Annotated in this window: 21 protein-coding genes and 6 tRNA genes; 6 read left to right on the forward strand and 21 right to left on the reverse strand. The window is 37.9% G+C overall.

Translation table 11 applies throughout. The annotated features are described in order from the left end of the window. Nucleotide 1 precedes the first annotated feature (1 nt). Nucleotides 2–712 (reverse strand): Bax inhibitor-1/YccA family protein, encoded by a 711-nt coding sequence (locus B3209_RS01450; RefSeq protein WP_296662498.1) that lies wholly within the window; start codon nt 710–712, stop codon nt 2–4. A gap of 132 nt (nt 713–844) precedes the next feature. Between B3209_RS01450 and B3209_RS01455 the strand changes: the two genes are divergently transcribed. Both B3209_RS01455 and B3209_RS01460 read left to right on the forward strand, forming a co-directional pair. Next, on the forward strand, nt 845–1,480 hold the full coding sequence (locus tag B3209_RS01455; protein ID WP_296689592.1) for a hypothetical protein: 636 nt from the start codon (nt 845–847) through the stop codon (nt 1,478–1,480). Nucleotides 1,481–1,491: 11 nt separating this feature from the next. Continuing rightward, nucleotides 1,492–2,469: a hypothetical protein gene (locus B3209_RS01460; protein WP_296662501.1), complete on the forward strand. Its 978-nt coding sequence runs from the start codon at nt 1,492–1,494 to the stop codon at nt 2,467–2,469. 31 nt (nt 2,470–2,500) lie between these two features. Here the strand turns inward: B3209_RS01460 and B3209_RS01465 are convergent, their stop codons facing one another. From B3209_RS01465 to B3209_RS01495, 7 genes are read right to left on the reverse strand one after another with little or no spacing between them, the layout of a single operon-like run. After that, nucleotides 2,501–3,598: an AI-2E family transporter gene (locus B3209_RS01465; RefSeq protein ID WP_295799681.1), complete on the reverse strand. Its 1,098-nt coding sequence runs from the start codon at nt 3,596–3,598 to the stop codon at nt 2,501–2,503. Between the two features lie 20 nt (nt 3,599–3,618). After that, complete coding sequence (gene serS, locus B3209_RS01470; RefSeq protein ID WP_296662503.1) at nt 3,619–4,956, reverse strand: serine--tRNA ligase; 1,338 nt, start codon at nt 4,954–4,956, stop codon at nt 3,619–3,621. Nucleotides 4,957–4,988: 32 nt separating this feature from the next. Next, a complete protein-coding gene (locus B3209_RS01475) occupies nt 4,989–5,684 on the reverse strand; it encodes an SIMPL domain-containing protein (RefSeq protein WP_296662504.1) in 696 nt (231 codons plus the stop codon). Between the two features lie 16 nt (nt 5,685–5,700). After that, complete coding sequence (locus tag B3209_RS01480; protein ID WP_296662506.1) at nt 5,701–7,188, reverse strand: hypothetical protein; 1,488 nt, start codon at nt 7,186–7,188, stop codon at nt 5,701–5,703. Continuing rightward, complete coding sequence (locus B3209_RS01485; protein ID WP_296662507.1) at nt 7,185–7,556, reverse strand: hypothetical protein; 372 nt, start codon at nt 7,554–7,556, stop codon at nt 7,185–7,187. The genes B3209_RS01480 and B3209_RS01485 overlap by 4 nt, the downstream gene beginning before the upstream one ends. Next, nucleotides 7,553–10,507: a chromosome segregation SMC family protein gene (locus B3209_RS01490; RefSeq protein WP_296662509.1), complete on the reverse strand. Its 2,955-nt coding sequence runs from the start codon at nt 10,505–10,507 to the stop codon at nt 7,553–7,555. Before B3209_RS01490 ends, B3209_RS01485 begins: the two co-directional genes overlap by 4 nt. A gap of 55 nt (nt 10,508–10,562) precedes the next feature. After that, entirely contained in the window at nt 10,563–11,729 is a 1,167-nt protein-coding gene (locus B3209_RS01495) for a DEAD/DEAH box helicase (protein WP_295799542.1), read from the reverse strand. 48 nt (nt 11,730–11,777) lie between these two features. Here B3209_RS01495 and B3209_RS01500 point away from each other — a divergent pair, with 48 nt between their 5' ends. Further along, nucleotides 11,778–12,896 carry a glycosyltransferase family 4 protein gene (locus tag B3209_RS01500; protein WP_296662511.1) on the forward strand — a complete coding sequence of 373 codons (1,119 nt, stop codon included), beginning with the start codon at nt 11,778–11,780 and terminating at the stop codon, nt 12,894–12,896. Nucleotides 12,897–12,944: 48 nt separating this feature from the next. Here the strand turns inward: B3209_RS01500 and clpX are convergent, their stop codons facing one another. From clpX to B3209_RS01565, 13 genes are all read right to left on the reverse strand, one after another. After that, nucleotides 12,945–14,207, reverse strand: a complete 1,263-nt coding sequence (clpX, locus tag B3209_RS01505; protein WP_296662512.1) for an ATP-dependent Clp protease ATP-binding subunit ClpX — start codon at nt 14,205–14,207, stop codon at nt 12,945–12,947. Continuing rightward, entirely contained in the window at nt 14,207–14,818 is a 612-nt protein-coding gene (gene clpP, locus B3209_RS01510) for an ATP-dependent Clp endopeptidase proteolytic subunit ClpP (RefSeq protein ID WP_296662514.1), read from the reverse strand. The genes clpX and clpP overlap by 1 nt, the downstream gene beginning before the upstream one ends. An 86-nt stretch (nt 14,819–14,904) precedes the next feature. After that, nucleotides 14,905–16,275: a trigger factor gene (tig, locus tag B3209_RS01515; protein WP_296662516.1), complete on the reverse strand. Its 1,371-nt coding sequence runs from the start codon at nt 16,273–16,275 to the stop codon at nt 14,905–14,907. A gap of 135 nt (nt 16,276–16,410) precedes the next feature. Continuing rightward, a tRNA-Gly gene (locus tag B3209_RS01520) sits at nt 16,411–16,482 on the reverse strand. A 48-nt stretch (nt 16,483–16,530) separates the two neighbouring features. After that, nucleotides 16,531–16,602: transfer RNA gene (locus tag B3209_RS01525), tRNA-Gly, on the reverse strand. 55 nt (nt 16,603–16,657) lie between these two features. Then, nucleotides 16,658–16,738: transfer RNA gene (locus B3209_RS01530), tRNA-Leu, on the reverse strand. Nucleotides 16,739–16,777: 39 nt separating this feature from the next. After that, nucleotides 16,778–16,850, reverse strand: a tRNA-Lys gene (locus B3209_RS01535). Between the two features lie 7 nt (nt 16,851–16,857). Then, nucleotides 16,858–16,931, reverse strand: a tRNA-Arg gene (locus B3209_RS01540). A gap of 31 nt (nt 16,932–16,962) precedes the next feature. Then, nucleotides 16,963–17,034: transfer RNA gene (locus tag B3209_RS01545), tRNA-His, on the reverse strand. Nucleotides 17,035–17,112: 78 nt separating this feature from the next. Next, on the reverse strand, nt 17,113–17,883 hold the full coding sequence (locus B3209_RS01550) for an energy-coupling factor transporter transmembrane component T family protein (RefSeq protein WP_296662782.1): 771 nt from the start codon (nt 17,881–17,883) through the stop codon (nt 17,113–17,115). Beyond that, nucleotides 17,880–18,707, reverse strand: a complete 828-nt coding sequence (locus B3209_RS01555) for an energy-coupling factor ABC transporter ATP-binding protein (RefSeq protein ID WP_296662779.1) — start codon at nt 18,705–18,707, stop codon at nt 17,880–17,882. Before B3209_RS01555 ends, B3209_RS01550 begins: the two co-directional genes overlap by 4 nt. After that, complete coding sequence (locus tag B3209_RS01560) at nt 18,704–19,546, reverse strand: energy-coupling factor ABC transporter ATP-binding protein (RefSeq protein WP_296662776.1); 843 nt, start codon at nt 19,544–19,546, stop codon at nt 18,704–18,706. Before B3209_RS01560 ends, B3209_RS01555 begins: the two co-directional genes overlap by 4 nt. Before the next feature lie 14 nt (nt 19,547–19,560). Further along, on the reverse strand, nt 19,561–20,118 hold the full coding sequence (locus B3209_RS01565) for a tryptophan transporter (RefSeq protein ID WP_296662773.1): 558 nt from the start codon (nt 20,116–20,118) through the stop codon (nt 19,561–19,563). A 141-nt stretch (nt 20,119–20,259) separates the two neighbouring features. On the opposite strand from B3209_RS01565, the gene B3209_RS01570 reads away from it, so the two are divergent. The 3 genes from B3209_RS01570 to B3209_RS01580 are packed head-to-tail and all read left to right on the forward strand — an operon-like array spanning nt 20,260 to nt 22,845. Continuing rightward, entirely contained in the window at nt 20,260–21,159 is a 900-nt protein-coding gene (locus B3209_RS01570) for an ankyrin repeat domain-containing protein (protein WP_296662769.1), read from the forward strand. A 4-nt stretch (nt 21,160–21,163) separates the two neighbouring features. Then, nucleotides 21,164–22,315 carry an undecaprenyldiphospho-muramoylpentapeptide beta-N-acetylglucosaminyltransferase gene (murG, locus tag B3209_RS01575; RefSeq protein WP_296662767.1) on the forward strand — a complete coding sequence of 384 codons (1,152 nt, stop codon included), beginning with the start codon at nt 21,164–21,166 and terminating at the stop codon, nt 22,313–22,315. Then, on the forward strand, nt 22,312–22,845 hold the full coding sequence (locus tag B3209_RS01580) for a CvpA family protein (protein ID WP_296662766.1): 534 nt from the start codon (nt 22,312–22,314) through the stop codon (nt 22,843–22,845). Before murG ends, B3209_RS01580 begins: the two co-directional genes overlap by 4 nt. Nucleotide 22,846 lies beyond the last annotated feature (1 nt).

A 22,846-nucleotide genomic window follows, 5' to 3' on the forward strand; every position in this document is an offset into this window, starting at 1 on the left:
CTTATTTTCGGTTTCCAAAGAGCCTTAAAAGAGAAAGAAAAATATTTATGAAATCAAGATAAAGCTCAAGCGCGCCATAAATCGCAATTTTCTTGAATGTGTCTGAACTGTTCGCCCTTGAAGAAATGCGCATAATTTTCTGTGAGTCATAAGCTGTAAGTCCCGTGAACACAACAACAGAAACAACAGAAATCAGCCAGTCAAACATTGTGCTTCCGGCTCCAAAAAGGAACAAAATCCCATTTAGTAAAGAAGCTATAATAATTCCAAGGAGAGCCATCATAAGGTAGCGCCCAGCAGTTGTAAGATCTGATTTTGTTTTAAGTCCATAAAGCGACATTCCAAAGAACATAGCCGCCGCGGAAACAAAGCAGATTGCGATTGAGCTTGCTGTGTATGTAAAGAAGATTGTAGAAATTGTAAGTCCGTTTAATGCTGAATACAAAATGAATAAAAGCTTTGCGTTTGCTACAGAAATTTTTCTGATTGAAGAAGTAAGTCCGACTACAAGACCGATTTCCGCAATGCAAAGAATAAGAAGTCCCATTCCGCCTGTTGCCTTCAGAATAGAAATAATCAATCCTGATTCTGCTGCGAGAAATGAAATTGCCGCGCTTACAAGAAGTGCGATTCCCATCCATAAATAAGTTCTTGTTAAGAAAAGCTTCCTTTCAGTTTCTGTTGGAGCATAAAACGTCATTTGATTTTCCATAGATTCCTCCGAAATTATTTGTTTTTATAAATATAATATATTACACATAAAACCGCAAACTTTATTTTTTGTAACATGGCGTTTTCAGTTTGTTGGAAAAATCTCTTTTCTTTTGCAAAAATCCCCATTATAATGGCATGGAAGAATATGATAAGAATTTTTTCAGCTGGAATTTTAATTGCTGCATTTTTTGTTTCATGCGAGGCTTCTGTTGAAGAATTAGAAGTCAAAGATGAAACTTTAAAAAGTTCCGCAGAAAATTTTGAAAGAATCTCGTTGTGGACAAATGAAATTGAGCCAAATCTTTTAAAAGAAAAATTGCTCGCTGTAAAAAATATTTCTTCCAAAACAGTTTTGTCTCCGGCTTCTGTTGCTTTGGCTTCCATTGATTTAAAAGCCGTTTTTCCGAGTTTAAAAGATTCATTCAGCCTTGACGTTTCTTCAATGGATAAGGACGCATTAAAAACTCTTGATTCATTTTTTTATTCATTTGAAAAAAATGGGAATTGTGAAAAATATTTTGAAACAGAAAATCTTTATTCATTGGTAATTTTTTTGCATGATTTTGCTAAAATGAAAGCGAATGCTTTTAGTCATGTTTCAGGCGAACCTTTTTTTTATGATGGAATTTATCAATGCCCTGTAAGAATTTTTCTTAAGGCGAATGATGAAAAAAATTCAAGTGTTGACGTTTATGCATATTTAAAAAAAATAGAACAGGAATGGAAAATTTTTCAGCTTGAAATTTTCAGTTGGAAAAAAAATTAACAGGAGGAATGATGTCTGAAAACAAGGAACTTACAAAAATAGAAAGGGAGCTTGTGCTTCAATATCTTATGGACGACAATGTTCCTTTGACTGTTACGCTTGAAAAAAAGCCGGAGCAGGCTGATGCTGAAATGATTGGCGAAAAAGTTCCTGTGCTGGAAAAAGAAAGCCGTATTCCTGCGAGCGCAGTTTTTCCGGTTGCGATTCCTTCTGAGCAAATAAAAGTTTTGAACCAGGGAATAATTCTTTTAAAAAATCCTGCCCGCACGGTTCTTCCGTTTTTGGGAAAACTTGTAAAAGTCCAGTTTTATTTTAATCATCTTGGTCTTTATTTTATTACAACGATGAAAGAATGTTCCCAAGGACTTGCGATTGTTATTCCTTCAAGCATAAAAAGAATTCCAGAAGTTTTTTCAAAAAATGATTACGATTTCAGCGGAAAAATTTCTTACAAAGCGGCGGATTCTGTTGTTGAAATCGACTGCATTCCAATGAAAGGCTACAGAATTTTTTCTACTCCAAAGTGGTCTGAAATTCCAGAAGAAAATCAGCATGAGGCAAAGTCGCTCCTTGAAAAGTTTGTGCAGGAAGTAAAATCCGGGCAGACAAATCCAATTGGAAACGGCATTCAGCTTTTGAGCATTGTCCGCTATCTTTCTGAAAAAAATATTTTTCCGCAAGAACCAGTGGAAGGCAGAGTAAAGCCGTTTTTTATAATTTTTGCTGACGACAAAAGAATTGTGCTTGCCTGCGCTGAAAATTCTGAAAATCTTGACTCTGAATTAAAGTACAATCTTTCGCTTTTCTTTACACTTTCGGAAAACAAACTTTTAAAAAGAACAGTTCAAGTTGAATGTTCTGTTGAAAAAATTTATGAAAACGAAAATTCAAAGAATATAAAATGTATTGCACTTAAATATGAAAATTTAAAAGAAGAAGATTCCAGATTCTTATATGAAAGAATCACTGGAAAAATCTTAGGTAAATAGAAAATTGACAGATAGTTAAAAATCTGACTAATTACTTTTTTCTATTGAAAAGTGAAAATTTTCTTTTTCTGTTGTTGAAATTCGTTTTGTTTCCCAAAAGGACTCCAATTGGGTTTAGAATTTGAATATTTTCGCAGATGATTTTTATAATCACAAGAATTGGAACTGCAAGAATCATTCCAATAAATCCCCAAAGCCAGCCCCAAAGTGAAAGGCTTACAAGAATAAGAAACGGAGAAATTCCAAGATCAGAACCTTCCCAGCGTGGCTCAATAATATTTCCAAGAATAAAATTGACTGCAAGCACGGCTATTCCAACATAAATGATTTTGCCAAATGAAGGATAAAACTGAAGAACTGCAAATCCGGTTGTAAGCGCCCAAGAAAGAATAGAACCGAATGTTGGAATGAAATTCAAGATGAATGCAAGAAATCCCCAGATAATGGCAAAGTCAAGTCCAATCATAAAGCAGAACAAGAACACGAGAAGTCCTGTGAAAAACGAAATCAAAAATTTTATGGAAATGTAGCGCGTTACTTCTGCAATTGTTTTTGTTATTATGAACATTATTTTTCTGTTAAGATGTTCTTCTGGGAACGCAGTTTTTACTTTTTCTTTCATTCCGCGGATTTCAATCAAAAAGAAAACAATAAACAGTGCGATTACAAGTATTACTTTTGCAGTTGAAAACATATAGCTGCTTGCCGCCAATGCAAAGTTCTGAACAAATGTTCTTACGCCTAATGAATTCCAAAGATTTATAATAAGCGATGAATTTTCGTCAAACGGAATGTGGAAAGCTTCGGCAATAAGACTGTAAACTGTTGTGAATCTCGTTTCGTATTTTGGATATGCATTTAAAACTGTTCGGCAACTTGCAACCAAAAGGTTTCCGATTATAAAAAATGCCGCAACTGCCAAAATCACAACTAGAATTATTCCTGCAATCCACGGAATACGAAATTTCGTAAGGTTCTTTACAAATGGATAAAAAACAAACGAAAGCATCAGTGCGAGCGTGAGCGGAATAAAAAATGAAGATGTAATTTTTAGAATAACAGTTGCCAAAATTATGGAAGCAAATAGTAAAATGTAAAAAATGCCTTTTGAATAATTTTTGTCTTCCATAATTTTAACTTCCTATTATTTTATTTTTTGATTGTTTTATAGACTGGAGATGCTACATCTGTTTTTGGTCCGATTTTGTCGAAGCCGCAGTAAGGAACAAGAACTTCTGGAATTGTTACAGAGCCGTCTTCATTCTGGTAATTTTCAAGAATTGCAAGCATTGCTCTTCCGACTGCAACGGCTGTTCCGTTAAGCATATGGACGTATTTATTTTTTCCATCATCGTCGTGGTATTTTACATTCAATCTGCGTGCCTGATAGTCTGTGCAGTTTGAAGTTGAAGTTACTTCGCCGTAATCTCCATCCGGATGATTTTCATCAGCACGTCCAGGCATCCATGCTTCCAAGTCCCACTTTCTGTAAGCAGGCGCACCCAAGTCTCCAGTACAAGTGTCAACAACACGGAACGGAAGACCAAGTCCACTGAAAATTTCTTCTTCAATTAAGCGGAGTTTTTCGTGAAGAGAATCACTCTGTTCTGGAAGGCAATAAACAAACATTTCAACTTTATCAAATTGGTGAACTCTGTAAAGTCCTTTGCTGAACTGACCTGCAGCCCCTGCTTCTCTTCTAAAGCAATGTGAAAGTCCGCAATACATAAGCGGAAGCTTTGACTTGTCTAGAATTTCTCCTGAATGATAGCCACCAAGCGTTATTTCCGCAGTCGCAACAAGGCAAGTTCCTTCGTCTTCAATTGCATAAACATTGCTTTCGTTTCCGCGCGGATTAAATCCAATTCCTTTTAGAACTTCTTCGCGTGCAATGTCTGGAGTTATAAATGTTGTAAATCCATGTTTGCGCAAAATGTTGAGAGCGTACATTATAAGCGCCTGCTCAAGAAAAACAGCTTCATTTTTAAGATAATAAAATTTTGCTCCTGAAACTTTTGTTCCGCGCTCAAAGTCAATTAAATCCAATGACTCGCCAAGTTCTACATGACTTTTTGGCTTGAAGTCGAATTTTCTTGGCTGACCAACTTTTTTTACTTCAAGATTTTCTGTATCAACTTTTCCAACTGGAACTTCCGGATTTGCCATGTTTGGAATCTGACGTCCTGCTTCTTCAAGCTTTACTTCGAGCTCAGAAAGTCTTGCTTCCGCAGAAGAAACTGCGTCCTTTATGCTTTTTCCTTCTTCAATACATTTTGCTCTTGTTTCTGGATCGAGTTTTTGCTTCATCGCCGCCGCGTTTGCATTTCTTTTCTGCTGAAGATTCTGCAATTCTGTTGTAAGAGCTGTGCGTTCATCAAAAAGTTTCACTACTAAATCTGCGTCAGCTTTTGCAGGATCCATGTTGCGGTCTATGATATTTTTCTTTACTGCCTCAAGATTGTCTTTAATAAATCTGTAGTCCAACATTTTTTTCCTCTATGAAATAAAATATAATCAGTTTACTGAATTTCGTAAACTACTTCAACATTTACAGAAACGGAAGTTTTTCCTCCTGAAACTGGAGTAGAGCTGTTTTCTTTTTTTGCCGCATATAAAACTGTGTTCGATATGCTTTCTGTGATTGCCTGACGTTCTTTTATTGAAATGATTTTTCCGACAGAACATCCGCTTGTGCTTGCAAGAGTAATTGCTTTTTGTTCAGCATCACGCAACGCAAGAATTCTAGCCTGTTTTTCTGCCTCTGAAGTTTCTCCTGCGGAAAATGAAAGTGAATCAAACTGATTTGCGCCAGCCTTTACAGCTCCGTCTATTATCTGTCCAGTTTTTTCAATGGAAGAAATTAAAATATTTATGCTGTTTGAAACTACGTATTGCCCCAGGATTGTCCTCCCATTTGAATATGAAGTTTCCTGCTGAATATAAAATGATGAAGTTGAAATATTTTCTTTTCCGATTCCAAGAGCTTCAAAAGAATTTCTTACAGCTTCCATTTTTTTTGCATTGTCTTCGGTTGCTGCTAAAACACTTGAGCTTCTTGTTACAACGGAAAGTGAAATTACAGCTTTTTCATTGTCAAGTTTTACAGTTCCTTTTCCTGTTACAGAAATTGTTCTAGGCACATTTTTTTCTGCTTTAAAATTACAGGAAGTAAATGCAAAAAGAACAAAAACTGCTAATAGCAAATTTTTTTTCATTTTTTTTCTCCGAAAATTATCTTATATTGAAATAAAATTTTTTTAAGTAAGTAACCCGCTCGCTGGATTTTTTCCAAACCGAACTTTGAGGATAACGGCGTACAATTGTTTCATAATTATCAAGCGCGCTTTTTATATTTCTTTCTGATGAATTTGATTCGAAAATTTGCGCCTGAAGAAAAAGTCCTTCATCAATTCTTGAATCTGCTTTTTCAAAAAAACTTTCAAGGCATGCAAGCGAGTCTTTGTATTTTTTTGAATTGAAATTTTCCTGTGCGGCTTTTAAAAACTCATCAGAAGAAGAATCTGATGAATTGTTTTTTTCTATCGAAGAAATTTCCTGCGAAGATGCAACTTCACTTCCGGAAGATAATTCACTGAAAGTTTGTGTTGAAGGATTTTCATTTTCAAATTTTTTTTCATCAACTTGTTTTTCTTCTGGAATTTTTGGCGAACTTTCAGAATCTTCATTTTTCTGATTTGAAATTTCTGGACTCGAATTTTTTTCTTGCTTTTCATTTTTTTGCGCTGGCGGAACGATAGAAGAATAGTCAGGCGCTAAAATTCTTTCAGCTGAATAATTTTTTCCTTTTATTTCAACCTCCAAATAATCATCTATAAAAGCTCCAGTGAGCTGATCATTTTTATAAAAATGAAGAATTGTTTTTCCTTCTTCTCTGGAACGCAAACTGAACGAAGTATTTTTATCTCCGATTTTTCTTCCAAAGTAGCGCATTAAATTTTTTCCGTCTTCTTCGCCAAGATAAATCCAGCCTTTTCCAGGATAAACAATATCCAGGTACTGGCTGTTTTTTATTGAAACCGAACGTGATGGAATTACAGGAGGCTTTTCTGGTTCAGTTTCTTCTTCTTGTGAATTTGAATCTGCGGAATTTTCTTCGGCGTTTTCTTCCTCAACTTGGATTTCTGGCTGCGAAATTATTTCTCCTGAATTTTCTGTATTTTGAATTTCAGTTTTTGCATTTTCATTTTCTAAAACTTCAGGCTTTTCTTCAGCAGGAGATTCTGTTTGTTCTGTTTGAATTTCTTCTTCTGCATTTTTATTGCCGGAAATTTCTTGCGATGAGTTTTCTTTTTTTTCAGGCTCTATTTTTTCTTCTTGAATTTTTTCTTCCGGCGGAACAAGCGGAATTTCTTCTGTTTCTTCAATTGGCTCTATGACTTCCTGCTTTTCAAGAAAAACTGGCTCCGGGTCGCTTTCGTAATATCCTTGAATATCTTCTTCAATCGGCTCAAGTTTTATTTCTTCTTGATTTTCTTCTGGCGGATTTTCGTCTGGTAAATTTTTTTCTGGCGGATTTTCGTCATTTGGAACTTCAGAAGCTGATTCTTGTGTTTCTTCTGTTTCATGTTCCTGTGGCTGAATTTCTTCAGCGACCTTTTCTGTTTGTGAAGGCAAAACTGCTTTTGCATTTTCTTTTGGAGATGAGGCACATGAAAAAAATAAAAATGTAAAAAGTAAAGCTAAAAAAAATTTTATCACGGAGCTGCTCCTAAAATTTCATTTGCAATTTTTTCATTTGATTTTCCAAGAGCTTCAACATTTTCCTTGGAAGGAACAGAAAACCATCTGTCAAATTCATCCTTGCTCCAAACGGAATTTTGTTCTCTTGAAAAATAATAATCTTCGGTTATAGAATCTTCTTTTGGCGGAAAAAAATTTTCTACAGCTGAAAAAGGAATTTGCTCTGGAAAAACAAAAGTTTCCTGTTTTTTTTTCTCTTGAAAAATTCCCGATGCAAAAGCAAAAACTGCAAGGGCAACAAGCAAGATTGTTATTCCCGCTGTAATCTTTGTGTTTTCCCGGAGAAAATTTTGCAGATTTTCCTTTATAATTTCAAAGAAATTCATTGCTGGCTGCTGGTTTCCTCTGTTTCATATTTTGCATCAGTTTTTAATGTTCCGTCTGGATTGTGTTCTCTTCTAGGAGGACGCGGCGGAATTACAATTCCTTCTTCAGGCTGAACATCTTCTTCCACAAAATCTGACTGGTCGTTAAAGACAATGTTTCCGTTCATGGTGTCTTCGTCAAGGCGGACTTGCAGAACTTTTGTGATTCCAGATTCTTCCATTGTAACGCCGAGCATTGTCGATGCGCCCATTACAGTTTTTCTGTTGTGAGTAATTACAATATACTGGCTTATGTTTCCGAATGCGCGCAATGTGCTTACAAAACTTGCAACGTTTTTGTCATCAAGAGCCGCATCAATTTCGTCCAAAAGACAAAACGGACTAGGGCGGACTTGATAAGTTGCAAAGAGAAGAGCTACTGCTGTCATCGTTTTTTCACCGCCTGAAAGAAGTGAAATATTTACAAGTTTTTTTCCAGGCGGCTGGGCGAGAATTTCAACACCGCTTGAAAGAACATTTGCCGGATCAACAAGCCTAAGCTCGGCTCTTCCTCCATTCATAAGTCTGCGGAACATATTATGGAAATTTTTTCGAATTTTATTATATGTGTCCAAAAACATTTCCGAAGATTTTGTCCGTATTTCTTCACTTACGCGAACAAGATTTTCCAACGTCTTTTGCGTGTCGTTGTAGTTTGCCTGCTGACGTTCGTAGCGTTCCTTTTCTTCTGCAAACTGCTCAATTGCCATTAAGTTCGGAGTTCCAAGTTCCTGAATTTTTTGCTTTACCTGTGCTAACTTTTCTTTTAAAGCTGAAACTGGAGTTGTTATAGTGTACATCCGCTCTTCAAATTCCATCAGGTCGCGCGAAAAATTTTCCTGGAAATTTTGTTTAACATTTCTGATTTCAGTGTCGTACTGCGCAATTCCAACGCTGAATTTTTCAAGCTGACTTTGATATTTATTCCGCTCCTCTTGTTTTTTCTGAAGCGCGCTTTGTTTTCCGCTTACCTGGCTGTTGCATTCAGCAATCTGCTTATCCAAATCATTCAATTCAGAGGTAATTTTTTGTCCTTGAGCTTCTAGTTCCGCAATTGATTCTTCAGTTTCTTGAAGCTGTTCTTCGTTTTCTTCCCGGCGCTTGTTTTCTTCAAAAAGCTCATTCTGCTGTTCCCGAAGCGAAGTTTCCTCGGAAGCCAAAGTTTTTCGCAAAGTTGAAATTTGCTGCTCGCATGAAGTTATTTGCTGAGCCATCTGCGCTTGGTTTATTCTTAATTTTGAAAGAGTGTCTTTGTATTCATCAATTTTTTTATTAAGTGCATTGTTTTTTGAAGTGAGTTCCGCACTTTCATTTTTTATTGAATCGATTGTAGCAAGATTCTGTTGAATTGAAGAGTCGATTTCGCGTTTTTTTGTGATAATTCCTTCCGGCGAAAGAAAATCGTCAATAAACTGCGGTGTTGTTTTTGTATATTCAGAAATCGACTGCGAAAGTTCTTCCAGCATCCGCAAAATTTCTGTAAATGCCGCAACCGCATCAATTCCCATTTGCGCAGAATCTTTTTCAGAATGTGAAGGAAGAGATGAAAAGTCCTTGAAAATATTTGCCCGTCCGTTCGCATAAATTTTTATTTTTTCAAGAGCTGTATCAAGAGCTTCTTTTGCTTTTTTATTTGAAGTGCTCGAATATCCTGCGTCTTTTAATTTTGCGTCAAGTTCTGTAACAATATCTTCAGTTATCGATGTAAGCTGTTTTTGAAGCTCCACGCGCTCTGAGTCAAGGTTGTTGATTTTTCCGGAGTTTGTGTTTATGAGTCTTAAATTTTCTTCAATCTGACTTGAAGACTGCCTGATATTTTCAGAAAAATTTTCAACATTTTTATTTATATCTGAAAGCTGCTTGTGTTTTTCGTGAAGCTCCGCATTTTGGCTGTCAATTTCTTCATTATATTCATCAATGCGCTCTTCAATGTTTTTTATGCGGTTTTCAATTTGCCCGATTTTTTCTTTCATCTGGCTTTGATGTTCGTGAAGCTGCCGAGCCATAGCTTTTTTTCCGGTTTGCTCTGCGCTGATTTTTATGACAAGCTGCTGTTTTGTGTTTACTTGTTCCTGAAGTTCTTTTACTTTGTCCGTGTTGACTTGAAGCGTATTTAAAATTTCTTCAATTTCATTTGCCGCGGAATTTCTTTTTTCTTCAGCTTCTTTTCTGTTCTGCTCATGGCGCGCCTTGTTCTGCGTAAAATCCTTGAGCTTTAAAAGCTGAATGTCAAGCTCGCATTCAAATTTTTCATCTTGAAGTTTTCTGTATTTTGCAGTTTTTTCAGCCTGAACTTTTAAAGTTTCGTAGCTGCGTTTTGTTTCCGCAAGTCCAATATCAATTTGAGCCAAATTCGCCCTTGTTTTTTCGAGCTCACGTTCTGCATCTGCAACTTCTGCCTTTGAACGGCTGATTCCTGCGGCTTCCTCAAAAAGATAACGTCTGTCTTCCGGCTTGCTTGAAAGAATCTGGTCGATTTTTCCCTGCTCCATGACAGAATAGGCTGCTTTTCCAACTCCAGTGTCCATAAAAAGCTTGCGGATTGAAGAAGCACCAACTTGATTTGAATTTATAAAATATTCGTTTTCACCGTTGCGGTAAAGCCTGCGTTTTATTGCGATTTCAGAATCTTCAAGAGGAAGAAGTCCGTTTTCGTTTGCAATTGTCAGTGTAACTTCCGCCATAGAAAGTGCCGGACGAGTTTCTGTTCCGTTGAAAATTACGTCTTCCATTGATTCGGCGCGAAGATTTTTTGAGCGGTTTTCTGCAAGAACCCATTTTATTGCATCAACAACATTGCTTTTTCCGCAGCCATTAGGACCAAGCAGGGCAGTAATTCCGTCAGCAAAATTTATATGAGTTCGATCGGCAAATGACTTAAAACCGAATATTTCAAGACTTTTTAAAAACACAGGAAGTTCCTTAATTTAAAATGTTTTTCTATTATAGCAAAATGGCCTTTGAGCCTCAAGTATTAAAGGAATTTGGATCAACAACATTGCCTTTATAAAGCATTTTTGGAAAAACTTTTATCTTCAGTTTTTTCTCGAGTCGGGCATAGTTTTCCATTTCCCAGGCATCTCCGATTACACAGTTTATTCCAGTTGCTCCGGCTCTTGCAGTTCTTCCTGCACGGTGAATAAAAAAATCTTCTTTTTCAGGCAAATCCATCTGAACAACGTGAGTTATGCCTTCTATGTCAAGTCCTCTAGAAGCAAGATCTGTTGTAATGAGAATTTTGGCTTTTCCGCTTCTGAATCTGTCGATTGCCGATTTTCTGTCAACCTTGTTCGTTTTTCCGCACAAAGTTTCGCAGTCGATTTTTTTAAACCTTAGTTTTGAAGCAATGTTTTCAATTTGATCAGATTTTGAAGTGAAAACAAGAAGCTTTTTTGGTTTTTCCGCATTTATAAAACTTCTCAGCGTGTCGATTTTGTCTCTTCTTTCTGCAAAAATTGCCCAATGCGAAATTTGCTTTCTAAGAACATTTTCCATGGGAAGCGCAACAAAAAGAATCGCGTTTTCCTTTTCATCATTTAAAATTCCGTTTCTTGCTTTCTGAAGAATTTCTCGTGTGTATTTGCTTACAGTGGCGGAATTTCCTATAAGCTGAACTGATTTTGGGAGACGCTCCATAAGATCTTTTGTGCTGTCCCTAAGTTCAGGACTTAAAAGACGGTCAGCCTCATCAAGAACAAGAGTTTCAATTCCGTCAGCCTTGAGTTTTTTTAAATGAATCAGCTCAAGAAGCCGTGCAGGCCCTCCAATTACAATTTCTGGCTTTTCCTTTAAAAGTTCGATTTGACGTGAAATTGGTGCTCCGCCAATAAGCAAGGCGCATTTTATTCCGCTGATTTTCTGCACTTGAACTTTTATTTGGGAAGCAAGTTCGTAAGTCGGGGAAGCAATCATAAGACGCGCCATTCTTTTTTCTGTGGAATTCAATCGGCTAAGCAGCGGCAGCAAATATGCGAACGTTTTTCCAGTTCCAGTTTCGCTTTGGAACATTATATTTTTTCCTTCTGAAATAAGCGGAATTATTTTTTTCTGCACCTCGGTAGGTTCTTTTATGCCGATTTCTTCAAGCTTTGCGACAATTGACTCGTCAACTTTTAGTTCTAAAAATTTGTTCATAAACAAAATATAGCATATTTTTAAAGTTTTGTGATATACTATGCAAATATGAAAATTGGAATTGATACGTTTGGTTGCGACCACGGTAAATCCGGGCTCGGCTCATACCTTATGTCTTTTATAAATAATCTTCCTGCTGAAAATGAATTCAACTTTGAACTGTTCGGGGAAGAAATCGACAGATACACTTATAACGCAAAGCGCGATGTTCCTTTTTCTAGCATTGGAATAAAACCGACTCCTGGAGCAATTCGTCTTTGGCATTATTTGTCTGCAAATCGATTTATAAAAAAAACTGGATACAATGCGGTTGTTTTTCCGGCTGGAGCTAGACTTATTCCTTCAAAATTTAAAGTTCCCGGCATTGCAATAATAAATGACATTCCTGGAAATATTTTTAAAAACGAAAACTGGCTTGCGCAAAAGCACATAAAAACCGGACTTTCAAATGTTGACTGCATAATTGTTCCGAGCATGTTCGTAAAGAAAAATCTTGAGCGTTTAGGACTGAAATGCAGGCGAATAGAAATTGTCCACAACGGAATCGACCACAGCATTTTTTTTCCGATTGACTCTCTTGGAATTGAAAATGAAATTGCTGATATAAAGCCGTTCGCAATAAAAAAGCCTTATATAATTTATGCAAGCCGTATGCAAAGTCCTGAAAAAAAGCACATTGAGCTCATAAAAGCATTTTCGCTGTTTAAGGAAAAAACAAATTTGCCGCATAGACTTGTAATTGCCGGAAGCGACGGACCTTACAGCGATGAAGTTCACAAGGCGGCATTTGAATCTTCTGCGGCGAGCGACATTTTTATAACCGGATATTTTCCGCATGAAAGTTTTCCTGAGTTATATAGAAATTCTGAGGCCTGTGTTTTTCCTTCTGTGAATGAAGGGGCGGGGCTTCCTATTCTTGAAGCTATGGCGACTGGAATTCCTGTTGCCTGTGCAAAAGCCGGAGCTCTTCCGGAAGTTGCTGGGAACAATGCGCTTTTCTTCGATAGCAATAACATAGAAGAATTTGCTTCATGCATAGAAAAAATAACAACAGACGAAGTTTTTAGGAAAAAAATATCAGAAAGTGCTCTTGTCTGGTCAAAAAGATTTTCTTGGGAAAAATGTGTGCTTGAAACTTTGGAGATAATAAAAAGTATTTTAAAATAAAAAAGGAGCTTCCGTTAGCTGTTGCATTTGAAAGCTCCTTTCATTTTTTTAAGCTGTTTTTTGTTCAATCAAAAGGGATTCCGCAGTTGGAAGTTCTTTTTGATTTACAATATCTTTTGTGATTACAAGTTTCTTTTTGCCTTTTACACTCGGAACTTCGTACATAAGGTCAAGCAAAATGTGCTCTACAATTGCCCTTAGTCCGCGTGCTCCAGTTTTGCTTCTTATTGCCATTTCTGCAATCTGGTCAATCGCATCATCGTCAAAAGAAAGCTCCACATCGTCTATCGCAAAAATAGCCTGAAACTGTTTTGTTATTGCATTTTTTGGCTCTACAAGAATTCTCTTTAAGTCTTCCTTGTTGAGTTCCTTTAAAGCACAGGTCATTGGAAGTCGTCCGATAAGTTCTGGTATAAGACCGAATTTTACCAAGTCATCGCTTGTAACTTGATTCAAAAGCTCCATTCGCTCTTCATTTGTTCTGTGAGTGCCTTCCGCTCCGAATCCTATTGAAGCAGTTGAAAGACGCTGCTCAATTATTTTGTCAAGTCCAACAAAAGCTCCGCCGCAAATAAACAGAATATTTGTGGTATCAATATCAATCATTTCCTGATTCGGGTGTTTTCTGCCGCCCTGAGGAGGAACTGAAGCATGTGTTCCTTCAAGAATCTTTAAAAGCGCCTGCTGAACGCCTTCACCAGAAACATCGCGTGTAATTGAAGTGTTTTCACTTTTCCTTCCGATTTTGTCTATTTCGTCAATAAAAATGATTCCTCGTTCTGCTGCTGCAATATCTCCATCCGCCGCATTGATGAGCTTTAAAAGAACATTTTCAACGTCTTCGCCAACGTATCCGGCTTCAGTAAGGGTAGTGGCATCCGCAATTGCAAATGGAACATTCAGTTTCTGCGCAAGTGTTTTTGCAAGAAGTGTTTTTCCCGAGCCAGTTGGCCCTAAAAGAAGAATGTTCGATTTTTCAATTTTCACATCCATTGTAAGCTGCTGTTCTCTTGAAATCGAAAGCTGCTTGTAATGATTGTATACTGCCACGGAAAGAACTTTTTTCGCATAATCCTGACCGATAACGTACTGGTCAAGATACGATTTGAATTCTTTTGGAGAAGGAATTGCGCTCATGTCGATTGGAGCGATTGTGTGGGCTTCATTGTTTAAAATCGTCTGGCAAGTTGCAACACAATGCTCGCAGATATAAATCATGTCATCTGGGGAACTTACAACTCTTCTATGTTCATCAGCAGGACGACCGCAAAATGCGCATACCGGCTGATTGTTTCTGCCTAATCTGGCCATTATTGAACTCCTTTTTTCGCGCTGTTCATTATATGGTCAATTATTCCATAATTTTTTGCATCTTCTGCTGGCATATAAAAATCACGCTCCATATCAACTGCGATTTCTTCTTCTTTTTTTCCTGTCTGCATGGAAAGATATTTTATGCTAAGTTTTTTTAAGCGTCCGATTTCCTTTGCCTGAATCGCAATGTCGCTTTCCTGGCCTTGAGTTCCGCCCCAAGGCTGATGAATCATCACACGGCTAGAAGGAAGAGCGTATCTTTTTCCGATTGTTCCGCCGGCAAGAATAATTGCACCCATGCTTGCTGCCTGTCCCATGCAAATAGTCTGAATATCGCATCTTACATATTGCATAGTATCGTAAATTGCAAGTCCTGCTGTAACTGAACCGCCAGGGCTGTTTATATACATGCTTATGTCTTTTTCTGGATTTTCGCTTTCTAGATAGAGAATTTGCGCCACAATCAAATCTGCTGTTTCATCGCGGATTTCTCCATCCACAAAAATTATTCTGTCCTTTAAAAGCCTTGAATACAAGTCATAGGCACGCTCTCCGTTTCCGCTTCTTTCAATGACAGTCGGAACAAGAGTATTCATAAATTCATTCATTAAATTTTCCTCTGATGAATAGTGTAAACAAAAAAAACGGAATGGGCAACACTCCGTTTTTTTCTTATCGTCAGAAATTTTATAAACTAGCGATTGTTTTTAAAAAGATCCGCAAAGTCAACTTTGTCGCCTTTTGAAACTTTCACCTGTTTGTAAAGCTCATCGTAAAGCTTGTTTTCTTTTATTTCATCAATAATATATTCTTTTGCACGTGCATCTTTGTAGTGCTCTTTTACTTCATCAAGAGTTGAGCCTGATTCATCTGCAATTTTTGCGAATTCTGCTTCAACTTCTTCTGGAGTAACCGCAATATTTTTCTCACGGATAAGAGCATCAACAATCAGGCGGCTTTTGAGCATTTTTTCAGCATCTCCAGTCCACTGTGTGAGCATATTTTCTTTTGACTGTCCAGAAGCTGAAATCATTTTTTCAAGCTGCTCTGGTGTTGTCTGGAACTGCTGCGCCATCATTCTCCAGCGGCTTTCCATTTCTGCCTGAACCATTGACTTTGGAAGCACAATCGGATTTTTTTCTACAAGCTGCTCAAGAAGACTCTGCGATTTAAGTTCTGAAATTTTTCTATTTTTTGCGCTTTCAAGACCTTTAGAAATATCTTTTTTAAGATCATCAAGTGTTTTGTATTTTTCGCTTACATCCTGCGCAAGCTCGTCATCAAGAGCTGGAAGATTGCGGAGTTTTATAGCTTTTACAGTTACGCTGATTTTCTTTGTTTTTCCGGCAAGATCTTTGTTTTCATCTTTAGCATCATAAGTCTTAGAGATTTCCTTTGTCTCATCCTTTTTCATGCCAATGATTTCGTCATCAATCTTGTAGATATTCTCACCTGTTCCAACAGTGAAAACAAAGCCTTCGCGCTCGCTTCCTTGAATTGCAGCTCCAGAGTCATCAAGCTCTTTGTAGTCGATTGTAACAATATTGTCTTTTTCAACAGGCTCGCCTTCTTTTTTATCGATTACAACAGCGTTTCTTTCCTGAATAGCTTTCAATTCTTCATTGAGTTCTTTTTCGCCAATTTCAACCTGAGGCTCTTTTACTTCAATTTTTGAAAAATCTTTTACTTCAACAGAAGGGAAAACGTCATAAACAACAGAAAAAGTCAAATCTTTGTCTGTGCTGAATTCTGGAAGCTTGTCGCCGTCAAGACGTGGCTGAGTGTAGGGAAGAGGACGGATGTCTTTTGATTCTTCCTCTGCGAAAATCTGGTTCAAAGATTCATCGATAAGATCTGCGAGAACTTCCTGCTTTAGGGAATCTCCATACTTTTGTTCAAGAACTTTTACAGGAACATGACCTTTGCGGAATCCTGGAAGCTGAACATTTTTTGCGTATTTAGAAATGTTTTTGTTGTATCCAGAAACAACATCTTCTTTTGCAATTGTGGCAGTGAGTTTTACTGCTGAATTTTCAAGTTTGGAAATTTCCTTTGTTACCTTCACGTGGGAACCTCTCGATTATAAAATACACCGGGTCAAGGCACGCTTCATTTTAATCCTTGACACAGCCGTTTTTAGGGATTTATAAGCCCTAAATAAAAAAGCGATTCAGAAAAAATCCAAATCGCTTCGTCGTCGAGCGGAAAACGGGAATCGAACCCGCAACATCGACCTTGGCAAGGTCGCGCTCTACCATTGAGCCATTTCCGCAAATTGCGTCGCAGCAACTGAATCCAGCACTGCTTTTAATAATGTAAGAGCGGAAAACGGGAATCGAACCCGCAACATCGACCTTGGCAAGGTCGCGCTCTACCATTGAGCCATTTCCGCAAAACCTCTGCGTTTTGTATTAATTTCTTTTCAACTAAAAAGAAGATTAAAAATATGCGAAAGGAGGGACTTGAACCCTCACGCCTAGGGCACTAGATCCTAAGTCTAGCGTGTCTGCCAATTTCACCACTCTCGCGTGAATTTTTTGACCTACACAGAGTGTTTCAAAATCCTTTGAGCGATGGGAGGATCGAACTCCCGACCCACAGATTAAGAGTCTGTTGCTCTACCAGCTGAGCTAATCGCCCGATTTTATGCGTCCGACACGGCTCGAACGTGCAACCTTCGGATTCGAAGTCCACTGCTCTATCCAGTTGAGCTACGAACGCGTCCTGCTGCACGGCTCCACGTTGGAATCCGGGTGCCTGGTGGGATTTGAACCCACGACAACCAGATCCACAATCTGGCGCTCTACCCCTGAACTACAGGCACCATGCAATCAACGAAATAGAATATATCTGAATTACTTTTGTTGGTCAAGCAGAAACTACAAAATTTCTAAAAAAAAATTCATTTTATAAAGTTTCCCAAGATACTCACCGCAATCAGTAAAAATGACACGGCAAAGCACACAAAGTCCCGCGCTTTATATGGATATTTTTTTAGGCAGCAGCCGGATGTCCGCAGTTTGAAGCCGCGCAAGTCAGCCGCAATTGCCGTTCCGCTTGTTTTTCTCACAGAAGAAACCAAAAGGGGAGCGCACAAAGGCAAAATCAGCGCAAGTTTTTTCAGCGGATTTTTTGTGTCCAGCTGGATTCCGCGTGAAGTCTGAGCTTCCTGAATTCCTTCCATTTCCTGCGCAAAAACCGGAATAAAACGGATTGCGGTTGTCAATGTAAATGCGTATTTGTACGGAACGTGAAGTTTTTCAACAAGCGCGTTTGAAAGGTCGGCAAGTTTCGTAACAGAAAGCATCAGGGCAAGCGGAAGAGTTGCGCCGCAAAGTTTAAGCACAAGATTCAGCGAGGTTGCAAGCCCGGCATCTGTTATTTTCAAAAATGAAATCTGGTAAACAACATTGCCGCTTCTTATTATCAAAATCTGAAGAATAAAAAGGAAAACTGAAATTTTAACAAGCCCTTTCAAAAGCCTGAATGTCCTTGCTGAAATTCCGCAGAGAATTCCCGTCGCAATGTCAACGGCAAGAAGCAGAACCAGAATTTCAGCGGACGAGGAAATAAAGCATGATGCGCAAACCGCCATTGAAAAAATCAGCTTTGAAACTGGATTCATTTTGTGGAAAACAGAAGTTCCCGGAACGTAATCGACAAGTCCTTTCATTTTATTGCCTCCTGAATTTTTGCGGCAAGCTCATCTGCTGTGCGGACGTTTTCAAAATTGAATCTGCCCGGAAATTTTTCTTCAAGCTCAAGCGCAATCTGAATAATCTGCGGAGGAAGAAGGCTAGCTTTTTGCAAGATTTCTTTGCTGCGCATTATTTCAAGAGTTTTTCCGTCCGCCTCGATTTTTCCGTTTGCAAGAACAATCATCCGCTGTGCGAAGTCAAGAACAAGCTCCATGTCGTGGCAAACCATAATTACTGTTGTTCCGTTTTGGTTCAGCTCTTTTACTGCGCTCATGATTTCCATGCATTCCTTGTAGTCAAGCCCGGTTGTCGGCTCGTCAAGAATCATGACTTTCGGTTCGACTGCAATAATTGAAGCCAATGCAAGCCGCTGCCTTTGTCCTCGGCTAAGTGAAAATGGTGCTTCATCCGGATTGAATCCAAATCGCCCGATAATTTTTTCTGTGCGCTTAGAAATTTCCTCTTCAGTTCCTGTTTTCAAAGCTTTCTGCCCGAATGCAATTTCGTCCCGGACTGTGTAAGTGCAAAGCTGGCGGTCAGGATTCTGAAAAAGAAAGCCTGTGTTTTTTGCAAGCACGCTGTTTTTCGCTTTTTTTGTGTCGATTCCGTTTACGCTGATTTTTCCGTCGGAAGGCTTTAAAATTCCTGCAAGAAGTTTGCTGAATGTTGACTTTCCGGCTCCGTTCTCTCCTGTGAGCGCAACAAATTCTCCATCTTTTATTGAAAGTGAAATTCCGTGAATAAGCTCGGCATCTTTTGTTTTTCCGTAGCCGAATCGGACTGAATCGCATTCAATCATAAAAGTCCTCCTGCAAGCGAAACGGCTTCTTTTGTGTCAATGCAAATTTCTTTTTCCGGCGTTATCATTTTGCGTGAAAGAAGGCTTTTGTAAAAATCAACTGCGCGCGGATAATTTACGCCAAGCAAAGCAAGCTCGCTGGAATTTTTTAGAACATCGCGGATATTTCCAAAAGACTTTAAAGAGCCTTTGTCAATCACGGCAAGTTTTTTGGCAAATTCACAAAGCAGCATGATTTTTTGTTCTATTACAATAATTGTCATTCCGTAAGATTCATTCAGGTCTTTTAGAATTCTAAAAATGTTTCTGCTGGATGCCGGGTCAAGTTCGCCGGTCGGCTCGTCAAGCACAAGAATTTTAGGCTTCAGCGCGAGAATTGCGGCAACTGCGGTTTTCTGTTTTTGTCCGCCGCTCAGTCCGGAAATTTCCCGGCTGCGGAGATTTTCAATTCCGGTTTCTTTCAACGCCCACTCAAGCCGGCTTTCGATTTCGTCTTTTGGGATTCCAAAATTTTCAAGTCCGAAAAGAATTTCATCTTCAACAATGGAGCAAGTCATCTGGCTGTCGATGTCCTGAAAAACGCTTCCGACTTCAAGCGCAATGCTGCACGGATCGTTTTCAAAAACATCTTTTCCGTTTACGCAGACTTTTCCGTAATATTCGCCTTTGTAGTGGTGCGGAATGATTCCGTTTATCGCGCAGCTGAGTGTTGTTTTTCCGGCTCCAGACGCTCCGATTATTCCGACAAAATCGCCGTCTTGAATTTCCATTGAAATATTTTTCAACACAGGAACTGAACTTCCGCTATACGCAAAGCTTAAATTTTCTATGCTTATCATTTTGCCACCGATTGTTATTTCAAAGTCATTTTCAGCGGAATATAAAGCAGCTGGACAAGAACCGCGTTAATGCAGGCCGTGCAAAGAACAATCGGAATGTAAGCCGCAAGTGTCGCCTTGTCTGCGCGGAGAGCAAAAATCAGCAGAACTGTGTAAAGTCCGCCGCTCACGAATGTGCTGAACAAAGTTGCGACTGCTGGTTTGAAATCGATTTTTCCAAGCTTAGGAAGCGGAATTTTTATCAGAAGCGACATCACGATTGCGCCCGCAAATTCGCTTGCAAAGTTCAAGTACGGAGTTCCCGGAAAGAACTGGCAGATTGCGCCTGCAAGAATTCCGATTACCGCCGCCGCTGCTACATTTGCGTTAATCAATGCAATCGCCATGCAGTACATTGCGATAATAAAGTTTGGTTTCATTCCGCCGATGTTAATGAGCGAGCCTACAAAAAATTTTAGAACCGCTCCGGCCGCAAGCAAAACTGCAACTAGAATCAAGTCGCGGATTTGAAGTCCTTTTTTCTCTGAAGTTTCAAGAACACGTTTTTCACCAAGATTTTCGTTTTCATTCATAAAAAGCTCCTGTCTATTTTGTTTCTGTTAGTAGAAACGTATATCTGATGTGCTTTTTTGTCAAGAGAGAAAATTATTTTTTTTTCAAAATGAAATTTTAAGGCAATAGACTTTTGAACAAAGCTAAGCTATAATTTAAGAATGAAATGGTTGATTGTTGCTCAGACGGCTCAGGAAGAAAATGCAAACCGAGCTGAAATTTTTTTTACTTCAAATAAATGCGATTCTGAAAAAATTGTTTTAAATCAATATGAAAAAAATTTAAAAGACATTTTTGAGAAAATTTCAATTTTTGACGGTTTTTTGTTTTTTTCTAATTCTGAAAATTCTGCGCTGCTTTTGTCTTGGGCATTTGGCTTTTGCTATGGAAAAAAAATACAAGTTCTTGCTTTAGATGAAGAAAAAAAATACAGCGAGTTATTTCCTTTTGAAAATGAAAAATCATCTTTAAAAAATTTCTATTCTGAAAACGAGCTTTTTAAATGGCTTGAAAAAAATATCGATGAAATAAAATCAGACAGTTTAAAACGCGCAAATAGAAATTCACTTTTGGAGCAAGGAATTACATGCAACGCGGACAGTTTTGAATTTTATCTTGAAAAAGAAAAAACTGAAATTTGCAAATCAATTTTGAATTCTGGAATAGACGTGAATTCAAAAACATTGCAAGGAGTTCCGCTTTTGTGTGTCGCAACAAGAAATGACAACAAGGAAATGCTTGAGCTTCTACTTGAAAAAGGCGCGGACATAAATGAAGTTTCCGAAGACAGAGGATATTCTCCTGTGATGGATGCTGTCTGGCGGAAAAACTACGAAATTGCAAAACTTCTTATAGATCATGGCGCGGACTTGAGCACAATGAGTTCAGACGGGCAGTCTATTCTTGTGCTTGCAGTTGGAAACGGAAATTCAAAAATTGTAAAACTGCTTTTGGATTCCGGCGCAGATCCAGACATAAAGGACAGCATGGGGATGAGCGCGCGTGGATATGCGTCGCTTTTCAAAAATGAAGAGCTTATGAAGCTGATGAAAAAAAAATAAAAAAATGTCTAAGAAAAAAATTGTAATCGCTTTTGCAGGCGGCGGAACAGGCGGACACATATACCCGGGAATTGCCATTGCTGATGAACTGAAAAAGTTTTCCAATGAATCAACTGAAATAGAAATTCACTGGATTGGAAATTCCAAGGGAATGGATTCTGCAATAATTGAAAAAAATCTTTTGTCATTAGGTGGAAGCATTTCTTGTTTTCATGGAATCCCATGTGGAAAGCTTAGGCGTTATTTTTCGCTGAAAAATTTCACAGACTTTTTTAAAATATTCGCAGGATTTATAAAATCATTTTTTATTCTAAAAAAAATAAAGCCGGATTTTCTTTTTTCAAAAGGCGGATTTGTAAGTGTACCTCTGTGCGCCGCCGCTGCTCTTTTAAAGATTCCGTATTTTACTCACGAGTGCGATTTTACTCCGGGACTTGCAACACGAATCAACAGCAAAAAAGCTTCTAAAATTTTAATTTCATATGAGGAAACAAAAAAATATTTCAATGATTTTCAAAAGAAAAAATGCATCGTTACAGGAAATCCAGTTCGTCCGGCATTTTACAATGACAGTTCAGAAGCTGGAAAAAAATTTCTTGGCATAGATAATGGTTGCAAAAAAAATATTCTTTTAATTTTAGGCGGAAGCCTTGGCGCAAACCAGATAAATAATCTTGTGATTGAATGCCTTGATGAACTTAAAAAAGATTTCATAGTCGTTCATCAAACTGGAAAAAAATTTGCACAGGAAAATCATGACATTATGGCTTTTGGCGATGACAACTACAAGCCTTACGAATTTATTTTTAATGAAATGGTTTCTGTAATTCAATCCGCGGATATAATAATTTCCAGAGCTGGAGCAAATTCTTTATGGGAATGCGCCGTTTGTTCAAAGCCGATGATTTTAATTCCTTTGTGCGGTGCAGGAACAAGAGGCGATCAAGTTGACAATGCAGAATATTTTGCAAACAGAGGTGCTGCCATTGCTTTAACAGGAAAAGATGCTACAAAAGAAAATCTTCTTGATGCATTATCTGAAATGAAAAATTCAGAAACTAGAAATAAATTTGCTGAAAGCTGCAAGTCCATTTGCAAAGAAAAAAAGCCTTCTGAAATTATAGCAAATCTGATTTTGGAGCAGATAAAAATATGATGTTCCCCGCAATCGATATTGTTTTTTTGCTTGTTGTTTTGACGTTTGCAATTATTGGAGCAATAAACGGATTTTTAAATGAAGTGTTCGGAAAAGCAGCTCCAGTTGTAAGTATTTGGGTTGCAATTCTTTTTTACGGACGGCTGGTTTCTCCAATTGAAAAGCATTTGAAAATTCATTTAGTTTCTGTTGTGCTTTCTTTTTTGCTGATTTTTATAATTGCATTTATAGTTATGAAAATTCTTCAGACTGCAATAAAAAATATTTTTGGCGGTGAAATTTTCAAAGATCTGGATAGATTTTTAGGCTTTGTTTTTGGATTTTTGGAAGGACTTGCAATTGTTGGAGTTGTTTTAATTTTAATGAAAGCTCAGCCTTGGTTTAAGGTTGATTCAATTCTCAATGAAAGTTTTTTTTCAAAAGTGCTAAGTCCAGTTATTTCAATTCCGCTTGAAAGCCTTACAAAAGCAGTTGAAAAAAATTCATCAGTTCCGCTTGCCATTCCACTTGAACAAATCCAAGGAAATTAAA

Source organism: Treponema sp. UBA6852 (genome assembly GCA_002449305.1).
Taxonomy (GTDB): domain Bacteria; phylum Spirochaetota; class Spirochaetia; order Treponematales; family Treponemataceae; genus Treponema_D.